Source organism: Pseudomonas hygromyciniae (genome assembly GCF_016925675.1).
Classification (GTDB): Bacteria; Pseudomonadota; Gammaproteobacteria; order Pseudomonadales; family Pseudomonadaceae; genus Aquipseudomonas; species Aquipseudomonas hygromyciniae.
In genome coordinates this window covers 2,019,120-2,039,304 of the sequence record NZ_CP070506.1, presented here as the reverse complement: position 1 = coordinate 2,039,304, position 20,185 = coordinate 2,019,120, and the positions used below count along the sequence as shown (strand labels likewise).

Below are 20,185 nucleotides of genomic sequence, written 5' to 3'. Positions count from 1 at the left end.
GTTCCGTCACAATCGCTGAAAAAAATCAAGAGTAGCGCACCTGATATCACGCTTCACTGTCCAGGCTCGGCTGGGTCTGCAATGGCAGGAACAAGGTGATACACGTGCCCCGCCCGTCGATGCCCTCGGCCACGCTGATATGTCCGCCGTGGGCGCCGACCATGCCCTGGCAGATTGCCAGGCCGAGCCCGGTACCCTGTCCGCCCCGGTCGCCGCGGGCGGCGGTGTAGAACATATCGAAAATCTTCGCCCGCTCCTCTTCGGGAATCCCAGGGCCTTCGTCACTGACCGAGAAAAACAACGCCTGGTCCGCCACACCGGCACGCAGTTGCAAGCGACCATGGGGCGGTGAAAAACGCGCGGCGTTTTCCAGCACATTGACCAAGGCCTGCTCGATCAAGGCGGCATGCACATAAAGCAGCGGCAACTCGGGCGGCACATCGGTACTCACCTGCAACGGCGCCAATACCGCGCGCAAACGGCCGAGGGAGCTGCCGACGATATCGGCGGGCGACACCCAGTCCCGCGCCAGCTTCAGTGCACCATGGCCGAGACGGGTCATGTCCAGCAGGTTTTGGATATAGCGGTCCAGGCGCTCGGCTTCGTCGCGGGTGCCTTCGAGCAGCTCACGGCGATCTTCCAGGGGAATCGCTTCGCCCAGGGCCAGCAGGCTGTCGATGCTGCCGCGCATGGAGGTCAGCGGCGTGCGCAGGTCATGGGACACCGAAGCCAGCAAGGCACTGCGCAGTTGCTCGGTTTCGCCATGCAAACGGGCTGCCTCCAGGTTCTGCGCCAACTGGGCACGGGCCAGCGCCTGGGCCAATGGCTGGCTCAAGGCCGTGAGCAGGCGCCGACGTTGGCCACTGAGCTCCAGGCCGGCCTTGGGGCTGACGCCGAGCAAGCCCAATGGGCCATTTTCAGCGGACAACGGCCACCACCACCAACGCCCGAACGGCAAGGTGCCAGTGCCCATGCCCGCCGGCTGGTCGTGCTGCCAGGCCCAGTCGGCGGCGGCACGTTCGGCCTCGGTGAAGGTGATCGGCCCACCGGTCTCGACCTTCCACTCACTGGGCCCGTCGCGATTGACCAGGCATAGCTGCAAATCGCTCCAGCCCTGTAGGTGATGGGCCGCGGCGCTGATCACCGCCTGGCGATCGGTGGCGGCGGTGAGTTTGCGCGACAGGTCGAGCAACTCGCTGGTTTCTTGCTGGGTATCGCGCAGGGCCTGCAGTTGCCGACGCTGGCGAGCGGCCAGGTTGCCGGTCAGCGCCGCCATCAGCAGGAAAAACAACAGCGTCAGCACATCTTCTTCACGCTGGATGGCGAAGGAAAAAATTCGGCGGAATAAACAAAAAGTCATAGGTCATGAACGACAGCGCCGCACAGGCCAGTGCCGGGCCCAGGCTGCTGCGAACCGCCACCAGCAGCACCGCCGCGAGGAACACCAGGGAGATGTTGGGCAGCGGCAGGATACTCGACACTCCCCATGCCAATGCACTGGCCAGCACGGTTGCCAGCAGCGCCAGAGCGTAGTCGAACCACACCAGGCCCCGCACCTCGGGCAAGCGTGGCGGCACCGGCGTTTCATCGCTGTCGAGGACGTTGATTTCCAGGCCTCGGGCATTGCGCAACAAGCGCGCCGCCAAGCCGCCGCCGAACAGTCGGCGCCGCCAGCGTGGGCGCGACTGCCCCACCAACACCAGGCTGGCACGGCGTTCGGCCGCGTGCTGGATCAGGGTCTTGGCCACTTCACCGGCACGCAGCAACACCACTTCGCCGCCCAGGCGCTCGGCCAGTTGCTGGGCATTTTGCAGGCGCAGCCGTGACTGCTCGTCACGCACCCGGCCGTTGTCCACATGCACCAGGCTCCAAGGCAAATGCCGGCGCTGGGCCACACGGCTGGCGTGGCGCACCAGGCGCTCGGCCTCGGCATCGCCATCCACCCCCACCAACAGACGACCGCGCACCGTCGGCGCGGCCTGGCCCAGTTGCCGGTAGCCCTGGGCCAGATCGTCATCCACGTGAGCGGCGGCGGTCTGCATCGCCAACTCGCGCAGGGCCATGAGGTTGGTCTGGGTAAAGAATGCATCGATGGCGGCGCGCGCCTGTTCCGGCACGTAGACCTTGCCGTCGCGCAGGCGCTCCAGCAACTCGCGGGATGGCAAGTCGATCAGCAGCAGCTCATCGGCTTCCTGCAACACCCAATCCGGCAGGGTTTCGCGCACTTGCACACCGGTGATGCCGCGCACCTGATCGTTGAGGCTTTCCAGGTGCTGGACGTTGACCGTCGTGAACACGTTGATGCCGGCTGAGAGCAGTTCCTGGATGTCCTGCCAGCGCTTTTCATGGCGGCTGCCGGGCGCGTTGCTGTGGGCCAGTTCGTCTACCAGCACCAGCCGGGGCTTGCTGGCGAGCAAGCCGTCGAGGTCCATCTCTTCGAGCATTACCCCACGGTATTCAGAGCGCAGCAGCGGTTGCTGGGGCAGGCCACTGAGCAAGGCTTCGGTCTCGGCGCGACCATGGGTCTCGACCACCCCGGCCACCACTTTGACGCCCTGGCGCAGTTGGGTGTGGGCCGCCTGGAGCATGGCGTAGGTCTTGCCCACGCCCGGTGCGGCACCAAGAAATACTTTGAGCCGGCCACGGCCGTGCTTGGGTAGGTCGGCTAGGAGGGCGTCGGCGCGGCCGGAGTCACTCATGGGAACAGGTCTCTCAAGGTCAATAGAGCCACTGTAGGAGCGAGCTTGCTCGCGAAGCACTCAAGTACACCGCGCTCATCCTGGATAAGCGCGGCGCCCTCAGGTTTTTCGCGAGCAAGCTCGCTCCTACAGGGAGTTACAACTTTTCCAGCGCCATGTTCAGCGCCAGTACATTCACCACCGGCGGCCCCACCAGCGGCTGCTCGATATGCTCGTCCATCAAGCGCTCCAGGGTCGACACCGGTAGCTGGCGTGCGGCCGCCACCCGCGCCAGTTGATAGGCAATTGCCTGCGGTGGCAAGTGCGGATCAAGACCACTGCCGGAGGTCGTCAACAGCGCCAGAGGCACGGGGCCCTGGCCTGGGACCTGGATTTTGCCAGCGTCGTCGAACACCCGCGTCGCCAGCGCCGGGTTGCTTGGGCCCAGGTTGCTGGCACTGCTGGAGACCGTGGCAAACGCACCTGCCGAAGGCCGCGAGTGGAACCAGCGCTCGCCGGTAAATTCCTGGGCAATCAGGCTTGAACCCCGCACCTTGCCTTCAGCATCGCGCACCAGGCTGCCATTGGCCTGGTCGGGAAAGGCTACTTGGGCGACGCCGGTCACTACCAGTGGATAGGCCACGCCAGTGATCAGGGTCATCAATACCAACAGGCTTATGGCCGGACGGATCATGTTGGACATTTCAGCTTCCTCAATTCAATCGTGACCTTGCAGGAGCCGGCTCCTGCAAGGGTTGGGTCAGACCAGATGCAGCGCAGTCAGCAGCATGTCGATCGCCTTGATCCCGGCGAACGGCACCAAAAGCCCGCCCACGCCATAGATCAGCAGGTTGCGCCGCAGCAACGCCGCCGCACTCGCCGCCTGCACCCGCACACCGCGCAGTGCCAAAGGAATGAGCACCACGATGATCAGCGCGTTGAACACAATGGCCGACAGAATCGCGCTCTGCGGGCTGCTCAGATGCATCACGTTGAGTACGCCCAGTTGCGGATAGATCGAGGCGAACAGTGCCGGCAGGATCGCGAAGTACTTGGCCACGTCGTTGGCGATGGAAAAGGTCGTCAGCGCGCCCCGGGTCACCAGCAATTCCTTGCCGATCTGCACCACGTCCAGCAGCTTGGTCGGATCGCTGTCGAGGTCGACCATATTCGCCGCCTCGCGGGCCGCCTGGGTCCCGTCATTCATCGCCATGCCCACATCCGCCTGGGCCAGGGCCGGAGCGTCGTTGGCACCGTCGCCACACATGGCCACCAGGCGCCCGTCGTTCTGCTCATGGCGGATGCGCGCCAGTTTCTTCTCTGGCGTGGCCTCTGCCAGCACATCATCCACACCGGCTTCGGCGGCAATGGCGGCGGCGGTCAAGGGGTTGTCGCCGGTCACCATCACCGTGCGGATCCCCAGCTTGCGCAGCTCGGCAAAGCGTTCGCGAATACCGGGCTTGACCACGTCCTTGAGGTGGATCGCCCCCAGCAATTTGCCATCGGCACACACCAGCAACGGGGTGCCGCCACTCTGGGCGATCTTGTCGATTTCCCGGGACAGCGCCGGCAACAGGTCCTGGCGTTGCAGACCGATAAACGCCAGCAGCGAATCAACAGCGCCTTTACGGTAGACGCGGCCTTGATAGTCCACACCGGACAAGCGCGTTTCGGCACTGAACGGCACGCCCGTCAGTTCTTGTACCGAGGGCTCGGTGTACGGATGCAGGGCACGCAGGTATTCGACGATGGACTTGCCTTCCGCCGTATCGTCTGCCAGCGAGGCCAGCAGCGCGCCTTCGGCCAACTCCTTGCCGTTGACGCCGGGCGCGGCATAAACGCCAGCGCAGCGGCGGTTACCGAAGGTGATGGTGCCGGTCTTGTCCAGCAACAGCACGTGCACGTCCCCCGCCGCTTCCACGGCGCGCCCGGACTTGGCGATCACATTGAGGCGCACCAGGCGATCCATACCGGCGATGCCGATGGCCGATAGCAGGCCACCGATGGTGGTGGGAATCAGCGTGACCAGCAGCGCCACCAGGAACACCAGGGGCAGGCTGCCATTGGCGAAATGGGCGAACGGCTGCAAGGTCACGACCACCAGCAGGAAGATCAGGGTCAAGCCGATCAGTAGGATGTCCAACGCCACTTCGTTGGGGGTTTTCTGGCGCTTGGCGCCTTCGACCAAGGCGATCATGCGGTCCAGGGTCGACTCGCCGGGGTTGGCGGTGATGCGAATCACCAGCCAGTCCGAGACCAACCGGGTATTGCCGGTGACCGCCGAACGATCGCCGCCGGATTCGCGGATGACCGGCGCGGACTCACCGGTGATCGCCGCTTCGTTGACCGCCGCGATGCCTTCGATGACTTCGCCGTCACCAGGGATCATTTCCCCGGCCGCTACCCGCACCACATCGCCTTTGCGCAGGCTGGTGGCGGGTACCACCTTGAAGCTGCCATCGGCCTCCTGGCGCCGCGCACTCAGGCCTTCACTGCCGGCCTTGAGGCTATCGGCGCGTGCCTTGCCACGGCCCTCGGCCAGGGCTTCGGCGAAGTTGGCGAACAGCACGGTGAACCACAGCCACAGAGCAATCTGCACCGCGACAAAGGTCGGCACGCTGCTGTCCGGCACCAGGCACAGCACGGTAGTGAGGATCGCGGTCAACTCAACCACCAGCATCACCGGCGAACGCTTCAACTGGCGCGGGTCCAGCTTGACGAACGCCTGGACCAGCGCGGGGCGCCACAGGGCCGAGATCGCAGTCTTGGCCGACTCCTGGGTCTTGACCGGAGCGGCGTTGTTTACAGGCATATTCATGTTCATACCCCTTAGAAGCCCATGCTCAGGTGTTCAGCGATAGGGCCCAATGCCAGCGCCGGCAGGAACGTCAGGCCGCCCACCAGCAAAATGGTCACGGTCAGCAACGTCACGAACAACGGGCCGTGGGTCGGGAAACTGTTCTGGCCAATCGGTGCGCTTTTCTTCATCGCCAGGCTACCGGCCAGGGCCAGGACTGGGAGGATGTAGCCAAAGCGGCCGATCAACATGCCCAACCCGAGCATCAGGTTGTGAAACGGCGTGTTGGCGCCAAGGCCAGCAAACGCCGAACCGTTGTTGGCACTGGCCGAGGTGTAGCCGTACAGCAACTGGCTGAAACCGTGGGGGCCAGGGTTGGTGATGGTCGCGGCGGTAGCCGGCACGCTGGCGGCAATCGCGCCAAGTACCAGTACGCCAACGGGCATCACCAACAGGGTCACCACCAGCAGTTGCACTTCCCGGGCCTGGAGTTTCTTGCCGAGGTATTCCGGGGTGCGGCCAATCATCAAGCCGGCGAGGAATACCGCGATCAGCACGTTAAGCAGCATGCCGTACATGCCGGCGCCGACGCCGCCGAAGATCACTTCGCCGACCATCATATTGACCAGCGCCACCATCCCGCTCAGGGGGTTGAGGCTGTCCTGCATGCCGTTGACCGAACCGTTGGACGCCGCCGTGGTGGTCACCGACCACAGCACCGTGCCGGTGGTGCCGAAGCGCGCTTCCTTACCTTCCAGCGGCGCAGTCTGCTCCACGGCCGGATTGTTCAGGGTCGGGTTGGGTTGGTACTCGGACCACAGCGACACCGAACCGCCGATCAGGAACAGCGCGAGCATGCAGCCAAGGATCGCGCGGCTCTGGCGCAGGTCCTTGACGTAGTGGCCAAAGGTGAACACCAGCGCCACCGGGATCATGATGATCGCCGCCACTTCAAACAGGTTGGCCCAGGCCGTCGGGTCTTCGAATGGGTGCGCCGAGTTGACACCGAAGAAGCCACCGCCGTTGGTCCCCAGTTGCTTGATCGCAATCTGGCTGGCGGCCGGGCCGAGCGGGATCACTTGGTCGACACCCTGTAGGGTCAGCGCATCAACGTAGTGGGCGAAGGTTTGCGGCACGCCCTGCCACACCAGGAACAACGCCAGCACCAGGCACAATGGCAGCAGGCCATAGAGGGTGGCGCGGGTCATGTCCACCCAGAAATTACCCAGGGTGCTGGCGGATTTGCGACCAATCCCACGGCAAAGGGCGACAAGGACGGCAAGGCCCGTGGCCGCACTGACAAAGTTCTGCACGGTCAGGCCAGCCATCTGGCTCAGGTAGCTGAGAGTCGCCTCACCGCTGTAGGACTGCCAGTTGGTGTTGGTCATGAAACTGACTGCGGTGTTGAACGCCTGCGTCCACTCCTGACCGGGTAATTGCTGCGGGTTGAGCGGCAAGTAGTCCTGGAACAACAGGATCGCGAACAGCAGTAAAAAGCCCGCCAGGTTGAACGCCAGCAGCGCCAAGGTGTATTTCTGCCAACTCTGCTCTTGTTGCGCATCGACCCCGGCCACGCGATAACACACGCGCTCCACCGGCCCGAGCACCGGCGTTAGCCAGGTGCGCTGCCCTTCCATCACCTTGTAGTAGAAGCGCCCCAGAAATGGCGCCGGAACCAGCACCAAGACGAAGAAGGCGATGATCAGCCAATAATCATAACTTTGCATAGCCGCTCCTAGCCCCGATCCGCGCGCAACAGCGCAACCAGCAGATAAATGAACAGCGCCACGGCCAATAGCAGTGACACCCCATCCAGAACACTCATGGAAGTTTCTCCGTCATACGGCGACTGCCGCGTATGGGGGGCATTGTCCGCAGGAGGGGTGTAAAGGAGCGAGGGCGAGGGGGGTGGAGGGGGGCGTAAAGATGGCGTAAAGAGTGGGTGAAGGTGAGGTTTTTGGGGCTGTTGAGACCGCTATCGCCCTACCCTGGTGCACGAAATAACGGTCTCAAGCAACAGACTATCTCCCGCACGACAGTTCCAGCCCTTTACGACACCCTTTTCCAAGCTGGCATGGCCGCTGCAACGTCCTGAAACATTCCAAACCGTTCAGGAAGCAGCGCAATGAACACACAACTCAAGCCCACCTTGGGCACCTTGCACCTGTGGGGCATCGCCGTCGGGCTGGTGATCTCCGGCGAGTACTTTGGCTGGAGCTATGGTTGGGGCGTGGCCGGGACGCTGGGCTTCCTGGTGACGTCATTGATGGTCGCCGCCATGTACACCTGTTTCATCTTCAGCTTCACCGAACTGACCACCGCGATTCCCCACGCAGGCGGGCCGTTTGCCTACAGCCGTCGGGCCTTCGGCGAGAAAGGTGGATTGATTGCAGGGCTGGCCACCTTGATCGAATTCGTCTTCGCGCCGCCGGCGATTGCCCTGGCCATTGGTGCCTACCTGAATGTGCAGTTCCCGGCACTCGACCCTAAACACGCGGCGGTCGGGGCCTACTTCGTGTTCATGGGTTTGAATATTCTCGGGGTGAAACTGGCCGCGACCTTCGAGTTGGTGGTGTGTGTACTGGCCGTGGCCGAGTTGCTGGTATTCATGGGCGTGGTCGCGCCGGCGTTCAGCTTCAGCAACTTCGCCCTCAACGGCTGGGCAGGCTCCGACACCTTTGGCACGCCGGCGATTGCCGGAATCTTTGCCGCAATCCCCTTCGCCATCTGGTTCTTCCTCGCCATCGAAGGCGCCGCCATGGCCGCCGAAGAAGCCAAGGACCCCAAGCGCACGATCCCCAAGGCTTATATCAGCGGCATCCTGACCCTGGTGTTTTTGGCCATGGGCGTGATGTTCTTTGCTGGCGGCGTGGGCGACTGGCGCACCCTGTCGAACATCAACGACCCATTGCCCCAGGCGATGAAGACCGTGGTGGGCGAAAGCTCCGGCTGGCTGCATATGCTGGTGTGGATTGGCCTGTTTGGCCTGGTCGCCAGCTTCCACGGCATCATCCTCGGCTACTCGCGCCAGTTCTTCGCCCTGGCCCGCGCCGGCTACCTGCCCTCCTCTCTGGCCAAGCTGTCACGCTTCCAGACACCCCACCGGGCCATTCTTGCCGGTGGTGTGGTGGGCATCGCCGCGATCTACAGCGACGGCCTGATCAACCTCGGCGGCATGACCCTCACCGCCGCGATGATCACCATGGCGGTGTTCGGTGCCATCGTCATGTACATCATGAGCATGCTCAGCCTGTTCAAGCTGCGTAGGAGCGAACCGCTGCTGGAACGCACCTTCCGCGCGCCGGGATATCCCATCGTACCGGCAATCGCCCTGATCCTGGCGCTGGTCTGCCTGGTGGCCATGGCATGGTTCAACACCCTGATCGGCCTGATCTTCCTTGGGTTCATGGCCGCAGGCTTCATCTACTTCCAACTGACTGCCCAAGACCGCGCCGACGCACCGGCAGATGCAATGTTGACTGGGCTCTAAACCAGCGAGGCAGAACGGGCCTACAATGGAACGACTGACGAACGCCGTCACTCAAAGCTGATAGTGCCGTGGGGAATCTTCCCTATGGCAGTCAGCCTCAAGGAGAGCCCTATGCCCTGGTATGCCTGGTTGATCATGGTGGTCGCCATCGGTTCGATCGTTGGTGGCTTGATGATGCTGCGTGACAGCGCCAACAAAGTGGAACTGACCGACGAACAACGCAAACGCGTCGCCGAGCGCAATGCTCAGGCTGACGCCAAGGATGCGCAAGATCGCTGAAACAAACGCCCCGTGCTGACCGATACCGGCAGCACGCCAGGCGAACCGATTCAGATTAGTGCAAATTTGTAATCGCACCGAGAAACGCCGCCAAACCTTGGTTAATATGGCCTGATGTTTCAGAGGGCCCTCTTATGCGCTACTCGCAAAATCACAAAGCTCAAACCCACCAGCGCATCATTAAAGAGGCGTCGGTGCGGTTTCGTCGCGACGGCATCGGCGCCACCGGGCTTCAGCCCCTGATGAAAGCGCTGAACCTGACCCATGGCGGGTTCTACGCCCACTTCAAATCCAAAGACGAACTGGTGGAAAAAGCCCTGCAAGCGGCCTCCGCCGAGCTGGATGCCCATTGTGCGGCGCTCTTCAGCCAAGAGCGGCCGCTGGAAGCATTCATCGACAGCTACTTGTCCGAGTGGCACCACACCTCCCCCGACCAAGGCTGCCCGTTGCCCACCATGTCCTCGGAACTGGGGCAACGCGGCCAACAGAGCCCCACCACCGATACAGTCCTCGACGCCCGACTCAAGCAAATCGAAACCGCATTGGGCAGCCCCAGTGCAGACGAACAAAGCCTGGTGATCATGTCGACACTGGTAGGCGCATTGGTACTGGCACGTAGTGTCGAAAACCCACAACTGGCGACACGCATTCTCGACGTCGTGCGGGAAAGCCTGAAAACCGGGGTCAATACAGCCACTGCAGATATAAAAAAGGCCGGTCAATGACCGGCCTCCTGCCTTGATTACTTAACCTCCAGCCTGTCGCGATTCTTCTCCAGCAGCGACTTGCCAATCCCCCTTCACCTCCAGCAACTCATCCACCGCCGTGAACGATCCATTGGACTCGCGATAAGCGATGATCGCCTTGGCCTTGGCGGCGCCAATACCGAACAGATCTCGGCGCAGGGTTTCAGCGTCGGCTGCGTTGAGGTTGACTTTTGGGGCCGACTTTTCGCTTTTGTCTACCTGGGCCGCTACCGGCATTGGCGCTTCGGGCTTGGCCGACGGGGCGGCCATGGCCGTGACGGACAGGCTGGTGAGAAGGGCAAAAAGCAGGGAGGAAAAAACGGATTTACGCATTAGAGACGCTCCATGACAACAGTGGGAAAAGCAGCTTTCCGAAGCTGCCTTTCAAACTTAGGTGATGTGGGGGGATAGTCAAAAATGGGTGAGTTACAGGGTGTTAACTCAGGGCTCCAAGCGCCGTTGCTGGTAGATCCAATCGACAATCTCACCGTCTGGGGCATAACCGCTGACGGTATCGCGCAAGAGCTGGCGGACGCGGTTGTAGTCGTCCGCTTCCACTGCCGCGAGCAATTGAGTCAGCTTGTCCTTGAGTACATCCCATGGCAGGTGATCTTCGTTGGCACTCATGATCATCGGGTGCTGGGTCGCGACAACATTGTCACCGATGAGCAACTCTTCGTAGAGCTTCTCGCCAGGGCGCAAGCCGGAAAACTCGATGGCAATGTCGCCGTGGGGATTTTTGTCGGAGCGTACGCTAAGGCCGGACAGATGGATCATTTTCTCGGCCAGTTCAACGATTTTCACCGGTTCGCCCATGTCCAGTACAAACACATCACCGCCCTGCCCCATGGAACCGGCCTGAATGACCAACTGCGCGGCCTCGGGGATGGTCATGAAGTAGCGCGTGATTTTCGGGTGGGTCACAGTCAGAGGCCCGCCGGACTTGATTTGCTTGTGAAACAGCGGAATCACCGAGCCAGAGGAACCCAACACATTACCGAAACGCACCATGGTGAAACGGGTTTTGTTGACACGGGAAATATTGGCATTATCACCGAACAATACCGGCGCCAGTTCACGACTCAGGGCTTGCAACGTCAGCTCGGCCAGACGCTTGGTGCTGCCCATGACATTGGTGGGACGCACAGCCTTGTCGGTGGAGATCAGGACAAAGTTGGCAACGCCCGACTGCAACGCAGCTTGAGCCGTGTTCAGGGTGCCGATCACATTGTTCAACACGCCCTCAGCAATATTGTGCTCGACCATCGGCACATGCTTGTAGGCAGCAGCGTGGTAGACGGTATCTACATGCCAGGTTTTCATCACGTCCAGCAATTTGGACTGATTACGCACCGAGCCCAGTATAGGTAGCAGCTTGACTGGCAGCGACTCGCGAACGATCCGTTGCTCAAGCTCCGAGAGGATGCTGTAAAGGTTGAACTCGCTGTGCTCGAACAACAGCAGTGTCGTGGGGCGCAGAGACAGAATCTGCCGGCATAACTCAGAACCGATGGAGCCACCAGCCCCCGTCACCAGGACATTCTGACCCTTAACGCAGTGCTCCAGGAGTTCGCCCTGAGCAGGTACGGTATCACGGCCCAAGAGGTCGGCGATGTCGACTTCCTGAATGTCATCGACCTTGACTCGACCGCTGGCCAGATCCATAAAGCCAGGAACACTTCGTACATGGAGGGGGAAGCCTTCGAGGAACCCAAGAATTTCACGACGCCGGCCACGATTGGATGAGGGAATCGCGAGCAGGATCTCTTGAGCGCCGGTGGCGTCGATCATACGTTGGATATGTTTAGGTTTGTATACTTGTAGTCCGGAGATGACCCGCTCGGTAATACTGGCATCGTCGTCGATAAAGGCAACTGGGCGCATCGCGCGGCCCATGCGCAAGGCCGCCACCAATTGGTTGCCTGCTGCTCCCGCACCATAGATGGCAACACGCGGCAGACCGTCTTCACGACTGGTAAACGGCATGTGCTGCGATGCGGAGAACCAGTCTCCCAGAAAGTATTGGCGCATGGCTAAACGTAGCCCACCCACCATGATCAGGCTGAGCCACCAGTAGTTGAAAATAATGGAGCGTGGGACGACATTCTGGTGGTTACTGTACCAGTAAACGACAACGCCCAAAATCAAGGAGGACAAGCTGACTGCCTTGATGATTGCGATTAGTGCATCGTTACCAAAATATCGCATCACTGCGCGATACATGCCAAAGCGGACAAACAAAGGGATAGCGACCACAGGCGCGGCGATAAACAGCCAGAGATGCTCCAGAAACGGATTGACCATCTCATCAATCCCAAGCCGTACGATGAACGCAAGCCATAGCGCCGCCCAAACGACCAACACATCAGTAGCCACCTGAATCAGTCGTTTTTTGCGGCGCGGCAACCCCACCAGGAACGCCCGTAATGTTTCCATAACCCCTTCGCCCACCTCAGACCGCTCCTATAGATTATTACTGCGTACCCATTCTACGTTTATCGACATATTCTGACCTATAAATCGTCACCTGTTACTGGTAGTCGCAGAAGCGCTGCTTTCCAACTCACCAGCATGAAACTTGAGCGCCAGCGCAATAAGGGGTATGTAGGCGATAACCACGCCCAATGCGCCGTCCAGCCCTAGCAAGACCACGCACATCGCAATCGGTAGTAACCAAAACAGGTTAAGAGCTGCAACCGCCAGTGTCACCGGCAAATGCTTGCCACAACGCCTGGAGGCAAATTGATAAGCGTGACTACGATGGGCCTCATAAACTTTGTCTCCGCGCACCAACCGGCGGATCAGTGTGAAGGTGGCGTCCACGATGAATACACCCAACAGAATCAGCCACGCCCATAACAACTGTGAGGAAGCCCACGCCGCCTGGATAGAAAGAACACCTAAGATCATCCCCAAAAAACCGCTGCCTGCATCCCCCATGAAAATTCGAGCAGGCGGGAAGTTCCAGAACAGAAACCCAGCGACAGCCATCGCCAGCAAGAGCGGAAGTAAAACCAAGTCTTCAAGACCATTCAACCAGTAGAGAAGGCAAATACCCAGGCACACACAGATAGCCTCAACGCTGGCAATGCCGTCAATACCATCCATGAAGTTGTACAAATTGAGCATCCATACAAGATAAAAAGCGGCGAGAACACCACCAGCCCACCCCAGGTCCACGCTCATGCCAAAGAGCGTTATTGCTGGTAGCCCGCCCAACCAGAACAGCGCCCAGGCCGCAGCGGCAAAGTGACCCAGCAAGCGCCAACGAGCGGCAATATGACCGTGGTCATCCATGAAACCTATAATCGCGATCAACGCGCCCGAACCACCCGCGGCTATCAAGACATCAGACGACACTGCGTGTGTCCAGCCCAAAAACGGTAAAGCCAAAGTGAAAGCAGCCACAATAGCTACGCCTCCACCACGCGGGGTTGGCACGGAATGAGAGCTGCGGGCGTTTGGAATATCAATAATGCTGCGAACAAGCGCATAACGTCGCAGCGCCGCAGTCAACGCAAACGACAAAACAGCAACGACAGGAATCAACCACCAATAAATCATTGTTTTTTATGTTCCATATAATGCGCCGCGGCTACTTTTAATGCGTTATCCACGGAAACCGGGGGCGTCCATTGTAATAAGGATCGTGTTTTGCTGATATCAACCTGCAAAGAACCGCAAAGTCGCTGAGACAATGACTTTTTACCGAGCAGGTTTGCAGTTGTGCTGAGTATCCAACTGGGGACCGGTAACAACCGCGCCGATTTATCCAGCGCCAGGGCCATCCTGCGCAACAACTGGGTGGTTGAAAGATCCTCTCCATCGCTAACCAAAAATGTCTGATTGGCCGCCCCGCTATGGACTATGGACGTTACGATCAAGTCGACCAGATTATCCAAGGCCACCAGACTCCGGCCGTTATGAATTGCGCCAAATGGCAAAGGGACAGCCTTGTCCAGCCAGCGCATCATGTTCAGAAAGTTGGCCTTCACACCTGGGCCATAAACTAATACCGGCCGAATAATCACGACTTCCATTGCGGTACGACCCGCCAAATCCCGCAATCCCTGCTCCGCTTCCATCTTGGAAACACCATAGGGGTCGCGTGGTTCAGGGCGGTCATCTGCAGTATAGGGCTTACCTGGCTCGGTGCCCTCGCCATTGACCTTGATGGAGCTGATAAAGACAAAACGTCGGACTCCCGCTTCAGCCGCTTGCCGAGCGAGATTCAAGGTGCCCTCAACATTAACCTTGCGAAAAGCCGCCAGTGGATCAGTCACAGTATCGTTCATCACATGTACGCGGGCAGCGCAATGAACTACTGCATCGACCCCGGTAAGATGTTCGCTCCAGGAAGCCCCTTCAAAAGAATCGAATCGAACGGTATCCACGTCCTCTTTAACCCCTTGGGATCCATTGCGAACAGCTGCTGTCACGGAGAAACCATCGGCTGCCAAGCGGCGCAACACGGCGCCACCGACAAAGCCGGTGGCACCGGTCAAAAAAATAGATTGCGACATTACTGGCGTCCTTTACGTAAGGTTGCATCATGAAACAGCTGTTCCAGGCGAGCCAACAAAGTGGGCTTTGAATAGTTACCCAGGTAGTACTCACGGCCAGATTTGCCCATGCGCATACGCTGATCCGCGTCGGTAGTCGCCAACTCAAGCGTGATACGCGCGAGTGCTACGGCATCACCTGATGGACACGACAAACCTGCCCCGGACTCATCGATGACGCGCGCGGCCTCGCCATTGATCATGCCAAGGATGGGTTTACCAGAAGCCAAATAGGCCTGGACCTTGCCGGGAATAGTCTTTTCGAATACGTCATTTGTCTTCAGCGAGACCAGCAACGCATCGGCACAAGCAAACAAGGCGGGCATTTCCTCCAGAGGATGACGTCCCAACAGCAGAACATTATCCAGCTGGCGGGACTTAACCTGGTCGGCGAGCCATTCGCTCATACGCCCATCACCGACAATGACCCAGCGTACGGGTACTTTACCTACTAGCGCCTGAGCGGCATCTATAACCGCGGGGAAATCCTGTGCATCACCCAGATTACCCGCAAATAAAACAGTAAAGACTGTTTCGTCACGCTCCAGCAAGGACGAAGCAGGAGGCGTAGCGCTGGAAAAGTCATCTTCAGCCCAACTGGGAAAGTAAACCAAACGCTCGGGGGCAATTTCCTGAGTACAGTAGCGCTTCACGTTTTCAAAAAAGCCGTGGGATTGTAGCAAGAGATAGTCCGCACGATTGTAAATCCAGGAAACCATTCGCCCTACCATCGCCAGTAACAGCGGTCGCCGTAACACGCCGACTGCCCGAAGGGTTTCTGGCCATAAATCCAAGACCCAAATGAAAACCGGAGCTTTCTTCAAACGGCCAATCACCAAGGAGGGTATCGCCGCCATGATGGGAGAAACCGCATAAACAAAAATTGCATCAAACCTCTCACCACGTAACTTCCATGGTCCTACTATTGAGGCCGAGGTAAAAAAAGAGAGATAGTTCAGTATCAGACCAATACTCCGTTTACCACGAGGGATCAGCGGTACCCTGACAACCTTGGCACCTGAATATTCCATAAAACTACCTGGCTGCGCACGATAACTTTCGTAGACCTTGCCTTCAGGGTAGTTGGGCAGTCCGGTCAATACCGTGACATTGTGCCCCTTCTCGGAAAAGTCTCGAACAAGATCATTGATGCGCATATTTTCCGGCCAAAAATATTGCGTCACCACCAGAATATTCAGCTTATTATCAGGCATTAAAATAACTCAATCAGTAGCGTTTCCAGACAATACGATTCACATAATCGGTATAGCTATGAATAATCCTGGCAACTTTCTCTGAAACATTAGGCATGCTGTAATCGCCTACCAGACGCAAAGTGCGCTCATCACCCGAACCTTGACTCTCCAGGATATTTAGCCCTTGAAGTACACGGTTGACCTCAAGCCCAACCATCATGACCGCTGCCTCTTCCATCCCTTCTGGACGCTCATGTGCTTCACGGATATTCAAGGCCGGGAAGTTCAGGATAGAGGACTCCTCGTTGATCGTACCACTGTCCGACAATACCGCCTTGGCGGTCAGTTGCAGTTTGTTGTAATCCTTGAAGCCTAGCGGCTTGAGCAACTGTACGTTCTTATGAAACGTTACACCCATTGCATCCACACGTTTTTGTGTACGAGGATGGGTTGAAACGATGACCGGAAGCTCATAGTGAGCAGCGATGGTGTTGAGCACATCCACCAGCTTGAGGAAGTTCTTGTCCGAATCGATATTCTCTTCGCGGTGAGCACTGCAGACAAAAAACTTGCCATGCTCCAGCCCCAGGCGTTCAAGTACATCCGACCCATCAATACCCGCACGATAGTAATTAAGCACCTCGAACATAGGGCTGCCGGTCTTGATCACCATGTCCGGGGATAGCCCTTCACGTAGCAGATAATCGCGCGCGATTGTGCTGTACGTCAGATTGATATCGGCGGTGTGATCAACGATACGGCGGTTGATTTCCTCAGGGACCCGCATATCGAAGCAGCGATTGCCGGCTTCCATGTGAAACGTTGGGATCTTGCGGCGCTTGGCAGGAATGACTGCCATACAGCTATTGGTATCACCCAGTACCAGCAGCGCTTCGGGCTGGACTTCAGCGAGCACGCGATCAACAGAAATAATCACATTACCAATGGTTTCTGCGCCGCTCGTACCGGCTGCGTTCAAAAAGTGATCGGGCTTGCGAATGCCCAAATCCTGGAAAAAAATCTCATTGAGTTCATAGTCGTAGTTCTGCCCGGTATGAACCAACACATGATCACAATGCCTGTCGAGCGAATCAATGACTCGCGACAGACGAATAATCTCGGGACGAGTGCCTACTACCGTAACAACTTTCAACTTCTTCATGGCTGTCTCTACTTGAGCATGTGTTTAGGCTTCAGTGCCCACGGGCAACGCATAGGTGTCGGGGTGTTCACGATCAAAAATTTCGTTAGCCCAGAGCATGACGATCATCTCATCATGGCCGACATTAGTAATATCGTGGGTCCAGCCTGGCACTGTTTCTACAATTTCAGGTTTTTCACCAGTGGTAAACAGTTCGTAAAATTCGCCTGACACGATGTGTCGGAAACGAAAACATGCATCACCTTTGATCACCAGAAATTTTTCGGTTTTCGAATGATGGTAATGGCCACCGCGGGTGACTCCAGGGTGCGCGGTGAAGTAGGAAAACTGGCCAGAATCCCGAGTCTTGAGCATCTCGACAAAGACACCACGCGGATCACCATACTTGGGAACTTCATAGGTAAAACGCTCTGGGGGCACGTAACTCAGGTAGGTGGAATAGAGTGCCCTGGTCAACCCGGTGCCGACCGCTTCCGTTAACAGGGTTCCACGGCTATCGCGAAAGGCCGTCAATTGTGTTGAAAGCGCTCCTACCGTTGTTCCATAGACGGGCTCAACCGTGATGAAGGGATTACCGGACAGCTTGCCATCCATCACCGCGATAAACTGGGCGATCACATCGTCGATATAAACCAATGTAATAGCAGCGTCAGGATTATTGATCTGGATTGGCTGGTCACGGGCAATATTATTACAGAACGTCGCTACCGCCGAGTTGTAGTTGGGACGAGCCCACTTTCCAAACACATTGGGCAAGCGAAAAATATGTACCTGTACGCCATGCTCCGCTGCCAAATCAACCAACGCTTGCTCAGCACCCAATTTGCTGACCCCATAGGCATTATCAAGCTCTGCCTGACTGGATGAAGTGTAAAGCACTGGGATTTTTCTACCGCTGGCAACAATACCGTCACAGACTGCACGAGTCAGATCCGTATTTCCGGTTTTGAAATCTTCAGGATCCTGCGGCCGATTGACACCCGCCAGATGAAATACAAAATCGGCCTGCAAGAGCATTTCTTTCAACGAAAAAATGCTGTCCTCACGAGAAAATTGCAAAACCTCAACATCCGGACGCTCTCGCAAATGTACACAGAGATTTTTAGCTACAAAACCTTGGGCGCCTGTGATCAGTACCTTCATTGCTTACTCCTCAAGAGTGGCGTATTCGCCACGCTGGATTGCGCGCATGAATTCCAGTTTCAGGAGCAACTTTTGCATGCCCTCTACATCCAAGCGATCGGTGTTGTGAGAGTTATAATCTTCCATAGTAGAAATTTTCTCCTCACCTTCCTCCACAAATTTACTGTAGTTCAAATCACGTAAATCAGGTGGTACGCGGAAGTATTCACCACGGTCTTCGGCGCACGCCATTTCCTCACGACTCAAAAGTGCCTCGTACAGTTTCTCGCCGTGGCGGGTGCCAATGATCTGAATAGGGTGCTGCGGCAGCCCCATCAAGGCAGTCAGCGCTCGCGCCAAGGTTTCAACAGTGGCCGCAGGAGCCTTTTGAACGAACAGATCGCCGTTATTCCCGTGCTCAAACGCATAAAGAACCAAATCAACTGCGTCCGCCAACGTCATCATGAAACGAGTCATGTTGGGATCAGTGATCGACAGCGCCTTTCCAGCTCGAATCTGATCGATAAACAGTGGAATAACTGAACCACGGGACGCCATGACGTTACCGTAGCGTGTACCGCAAATGACAGTTTTAGTTTCGTCAACATTACGAGACTTAGCTACCATGACTTTTTCCATCATGGCTTTTGAAATACCCATCGCATTGATTGGGTAAACCGCCTTATCGGTACTGAGGCAGACGACTCGCTTTACTTCGTTTTGAATGGCTGCTTCCAGCACGTTGTCAGTACCAATAACATTGGTTTTGACAGCCTCCATCGGATGAAACTCGCAAGATGGGACTTGCTTGAGTGCAGCCGCATGAAAGATGTAATCGACACCACGGGTAGCATTCAGCACGCTTTGGTAATCACGAACATCACCAATATAAAACTTCAACTTTGAATTGTTGTAGTGCTTGCGCATGTCGTCTTGTTTTTTTTCATCACGACTAAAAATGCGGATCTCGGCGATATCCGTATCTAAAAACCTCTTCAGGACTGCATTGCCAAAAGAGCCGGTGCCGCCTGATATGAGAAGTTTTTTTCCATTAAACATAATTCACCTAAACCTTTATATGAAATCCAAATCAGTCAGAATACGGCACAAAACAAAGACATCTATTTTTCCGGCCCCTCGAAAAGCCAACAAATACTGCGTAAGCACCTGAGCGCAGCCGCTTTTCCAGGCCTCATCTCACCCAGCGCAGTAACGGGCTTATGTACAGGGCAAACTCATATCATACCACCTCGCTAGCCTGCACTCCCCAACAAGTCCGGCGTAACGCCAGTGGCCACGCATCAAGCTCAGCCGCCCTTGCGCGACTCGAATAATGCGATCATCACTACAAGCTCATCGCCCCGAAAAATCAATGTAATTTCAAAGCCGAAAGTATCAATGTATCCTTTTGTGCTGCACTGGGATAGCTGATCAGAACGGCACGATAAGGTCCCTTGAATACAAAGAAACTGCCTGCTGCGACGCCCACGACACCACAGACCGAAATCACCTCGCCCATATGCTCCAGCGAACCACCGCCCCCCAAAATGGTGACAGGAATACTCACGGCCTTACGTAATTCCATCGCCAGATCAATGTCATAGCCCTTCATCCGGCCATCATTGTCGATGGAGTTGATCACGATCTCCCCCGCCCCATGTTTCTCCACCTCGGCTGCGACATCCAACACATTACGCTTGGTATTACGCGTGCCATTGTGCGTCCAGACATCATGTTGTTTGCTGAGCAAGCGCTTCTTATGATCGAGCACAACCACAACGCTTTGCCGACCGATTTCTTCAGCAATACGGGTAATCAGCTGTGGTTCTTCCAACGCGGCAGCGCTGATAGCCACCTTCTCTACACCAGACGCAATGATTCGCTTGGCCTGTTCCGGCGTGCGAATACCACCGCCATAACACAGAGGCATACGGCATTCAGCAGCCAAGTGCGCAATCTGCTTGTAATTGGGCTCACGACCATTAACGGTGGCGTCAATGTCCACGACAATCAATTCGTCGGCTTCTTTCTCGTTGAAAATTTTCACCGCGTTGATCGGATCACCCACGTACTTGGGATCTTTGAAACGTACGGTTTTTACTAACCCGCTATCCTGAATCAATAAACAGGGAATAATTCTAGGTCTTAGCATT

At 57.3% G+C, this 20,185-nt stretch carries 15 protein-coding genes and 2 pseudogenes; 3 read left to right on the top strand and 14 right to left on the bottom strand.

Annotated elements, in window-relative coordinates; genetic code table 11:
* Positions 1 to 46: 46 nt before the first annotated feature.
* The 5 genes and pseudogenes from JTY93_RS09080 to kdpF form a co-directional block, all read right to left on the bottom strand.
* Positions 47 to 2,699, bottom strand: a pseudogene (locus JTY93_RS09080) (DUF4118 domain-containing protein).
* A gap of 136 nt (positions 2,700 to 2,835) precedes the next feature.
* Complete coding sequence (gene kdpC, locus JTY93_RS09075; protein ID WP_205477876.1) at positions 2,836 to 3,381, bottom strand: potassium-transporting ATPase subunit KdpC; 546 nt, start codon at positions 3,379 to 3,381, stop codon at positions 2,836 to 2,838.
* Positions 3,382 to 3,438: 57 nt separating this feature from the next.
* Entirely contained in the window at positions 3,439 to 5,502 is a 2,064-nt protein-coding gene (gene kdpB / locus JTY93_RS09070; RefSeq protein WP_205477875.1) for a potassium-transporting ATPase subunit KdpB, read from the bottom strand.
* A gap of 5 nt (positions 5,503 to 5,507) precedes the next feature.
* The gene (gene kdpA / locus JTY93_RS09065; RefSeq protein ID WP_205477874.1) at positions 5,508 to 7,202 is read right to left on the bottom strand and encodes a potassium-transporting ATPase subunit KdpA; all 1,695 of its coding nucleotides are present in this window, start codon (positions 7,200 to 7,202) and stop codon (positions 5,508 to 5,510) included.
* A gap of 8 nt (positions 7,203 to 7,210) precedes the next feature.
* Entirely contained in the window at positions 7,211 to 7,300 is a 90-nt protein-coding gene (kdpF, locus tag JTY93_RS09060) for a K(+)-transporting ATPase subunit F (protein ID WP_032863112.1), read from the bottom strand.
* Between the two features lie 300 nt (positions 7,301 to 7,600).
* Here kdpF and eat point away from each other — a divergent pair, with 300 nt between their 5' ends.
* From eat to JTY93_RS09045, 3 genes are all read left to right on the top strand, one after another.
* On the top strand, positions 7,601 to 8,965 hold the full coding sequence (gene eat, locus JTY93_RS09055; RefSeq protein ID WP_205477873.1) for an ethanolamine permease: 1,365 nt from the start codon (positions 7,601 to 7,603) through the stop codon (positions 8,963 to 8,965).
* Between the two features lie 111 nt (positions 8,966 to 9,076).
* Positions 9,077 to 9,244 carry a DUF2897 family protein gene (locus tag JTY93_RS09050; RefSeq protein ID WP_003172675.1) on the top strand — a complete coding sequence of 56 codons (168 nt, stop codon included), beginning with the start codon at positions 9,077 to 9,079 and terminating at the stop codon, positions 9,242 to 9,244.
* Between the two features lie 134 nt (positions 9,245 to 9,378).
* Positions 9,379 to 9,969: a TetR/AcrR family transcriptional regulator gene (locus JTY93_RS09045; RefSeq protein WP_169996697.1), complete on the top strand. Its 591-nt coding sequence runs from the start codon at positions 9,379 to 9,381 to the stop codon at positions 9,967 to 9,969.
* Positions 9,970 to 9,986: 17 nt separating this feature from the next.
* On the opposite strand, the pseudogene JTY93_RS09040 reads toward JTY93_RS09045, so the two are convergent.
* The 9 genes and pseudogenes from JTY93_RS09040 to JTY93_RS09000 all read right to left on the bottom strand — a co-directional run bounded on the left by JTY93_RS09040 (position 9,987) and on the right by JTY93_RS09000 (position 20,184).
* Positions 9,987 to 10,323: pseudogene (locus JTY93_RS09040) on the bottom strand (ComEA family DNA-binding protein).
* A 108-nt stretch (positions 10,324 to 10,431) separates the two neighbouring features.
* Positions 10,432 to 12,426 carry a polysaccharide biosynthesis protein gene (locus JTY93_RS09035; RefSeq protein ID WP_205477880.1) on the bottom strand — a complete coding sequence of 665 codons (1,995 nt, stop codon included), beginning with the start codon at positions 12,424 to 12,426 and terminating at the stop codon, positions 10,432 to 10,434.
* Positions 12,427 to 12,513: 87 nt separating this feature from the next.
* Positions 12,514 to 13,554 carry an MraY family glycosyltransferase gene (locus JTY93_RS09030; RefSeq protein WP_169996693.1) on the bottom strand — a complete coding sequence of 347 codons (1,041 nt, stop codon included), beginning with the start codon at positions 13,552 to 13,554 and terminating at the stop codon, positions 12,514 to 12,516.
* Positions 13,551 to 14,513 (bottom strand): UDP-glucose 4-epimerase family protein, encoded by a 963-nt coding sequence (locus JTY93_RS09025; RefSeq protein ID WP_169996690.1) that lies wholly within the window; start codon positions 14,511 to 14,513, stop codon positions 13,551 to 13,553. Before JTY93_RS09025 ends, JTY93_RS09030 begins: the two co-directional genes overlap by 4 nt.
* Positions 14,513 to 15,766 carry a glycosyltransferase family 4 protein gene (locus tag JTY93_RS09020; protein WP_169996688.1) on the bottom strand — a complete coding sequence of 418 codons (1,254 nt, stop codon included), beginning with the start codon at positions 15,764 to 15,766 and terminating at the stop codon, positions 14,513 to 14,515. Before JTY93_RS09020 ends, JTY93_RS09025 begins: the two co-directional genes overlap by 1 nt.
* 13 nt (positions 15,767 to 15,779) lie before the next feature.
* Positions 15,780 to 16,910 carry a non-hydrolyzing UDP-N-acetylglucosamine 2-epimerase gene (wecB, locus tag JTY93_RS09015; RefSeq protein WP_205477871.1) on the bottom strand — a complete coding sequence of 377 codons (1,131 nt, stop codon included), beginning with the start codon at positions 16,908 to 16,910 and terminating at the stop codon, positions 15,780 to 15,782.
* A 24-nt stretch (positions 16,911 to 16,934) separates the two neighbouring features.
* A complete protein-coding gene (gene wbjC / locus JTY93_RS09010) occupies positions 16,935 to 18,053 on the bottom strand; it encodes a UDP-2-acetamido-2,6-beta-L-arabino-hexul-4-ose reductase (RefSeq protein ID WP_169996684.1) in 1,119 nt (372 codons plus the stop codon).
* 3 nt (positions 18,054 to 18,056) lie between these two features.
* Positions 18,057 to 19,091, bottom strand: coding sequence for a polysaccharide biosynthesis protein (locus tag JTY93_RS09005; protein ID WP_169996682.1), 1,035 nt, complete (start codon positions 19,089 to 19,091; stop codon positions 18,057 to 18,059).
* Between the two features lie 310 nt (positions 19,092 to 19,401).
* Positions 19,402 to 20,184, bottom strand: coding sequence for an AglZ/HisF2 family acetamidino modification protein (locus JTY93_RS09000; RefSeq protein ID WP_205477879.1), 783 nt, complete (start codon positions 20,182 to 20,184; stop codon positions 19,402 to 19,404).
* Position 20,185 lies beyond the last annotated feature (1 nt).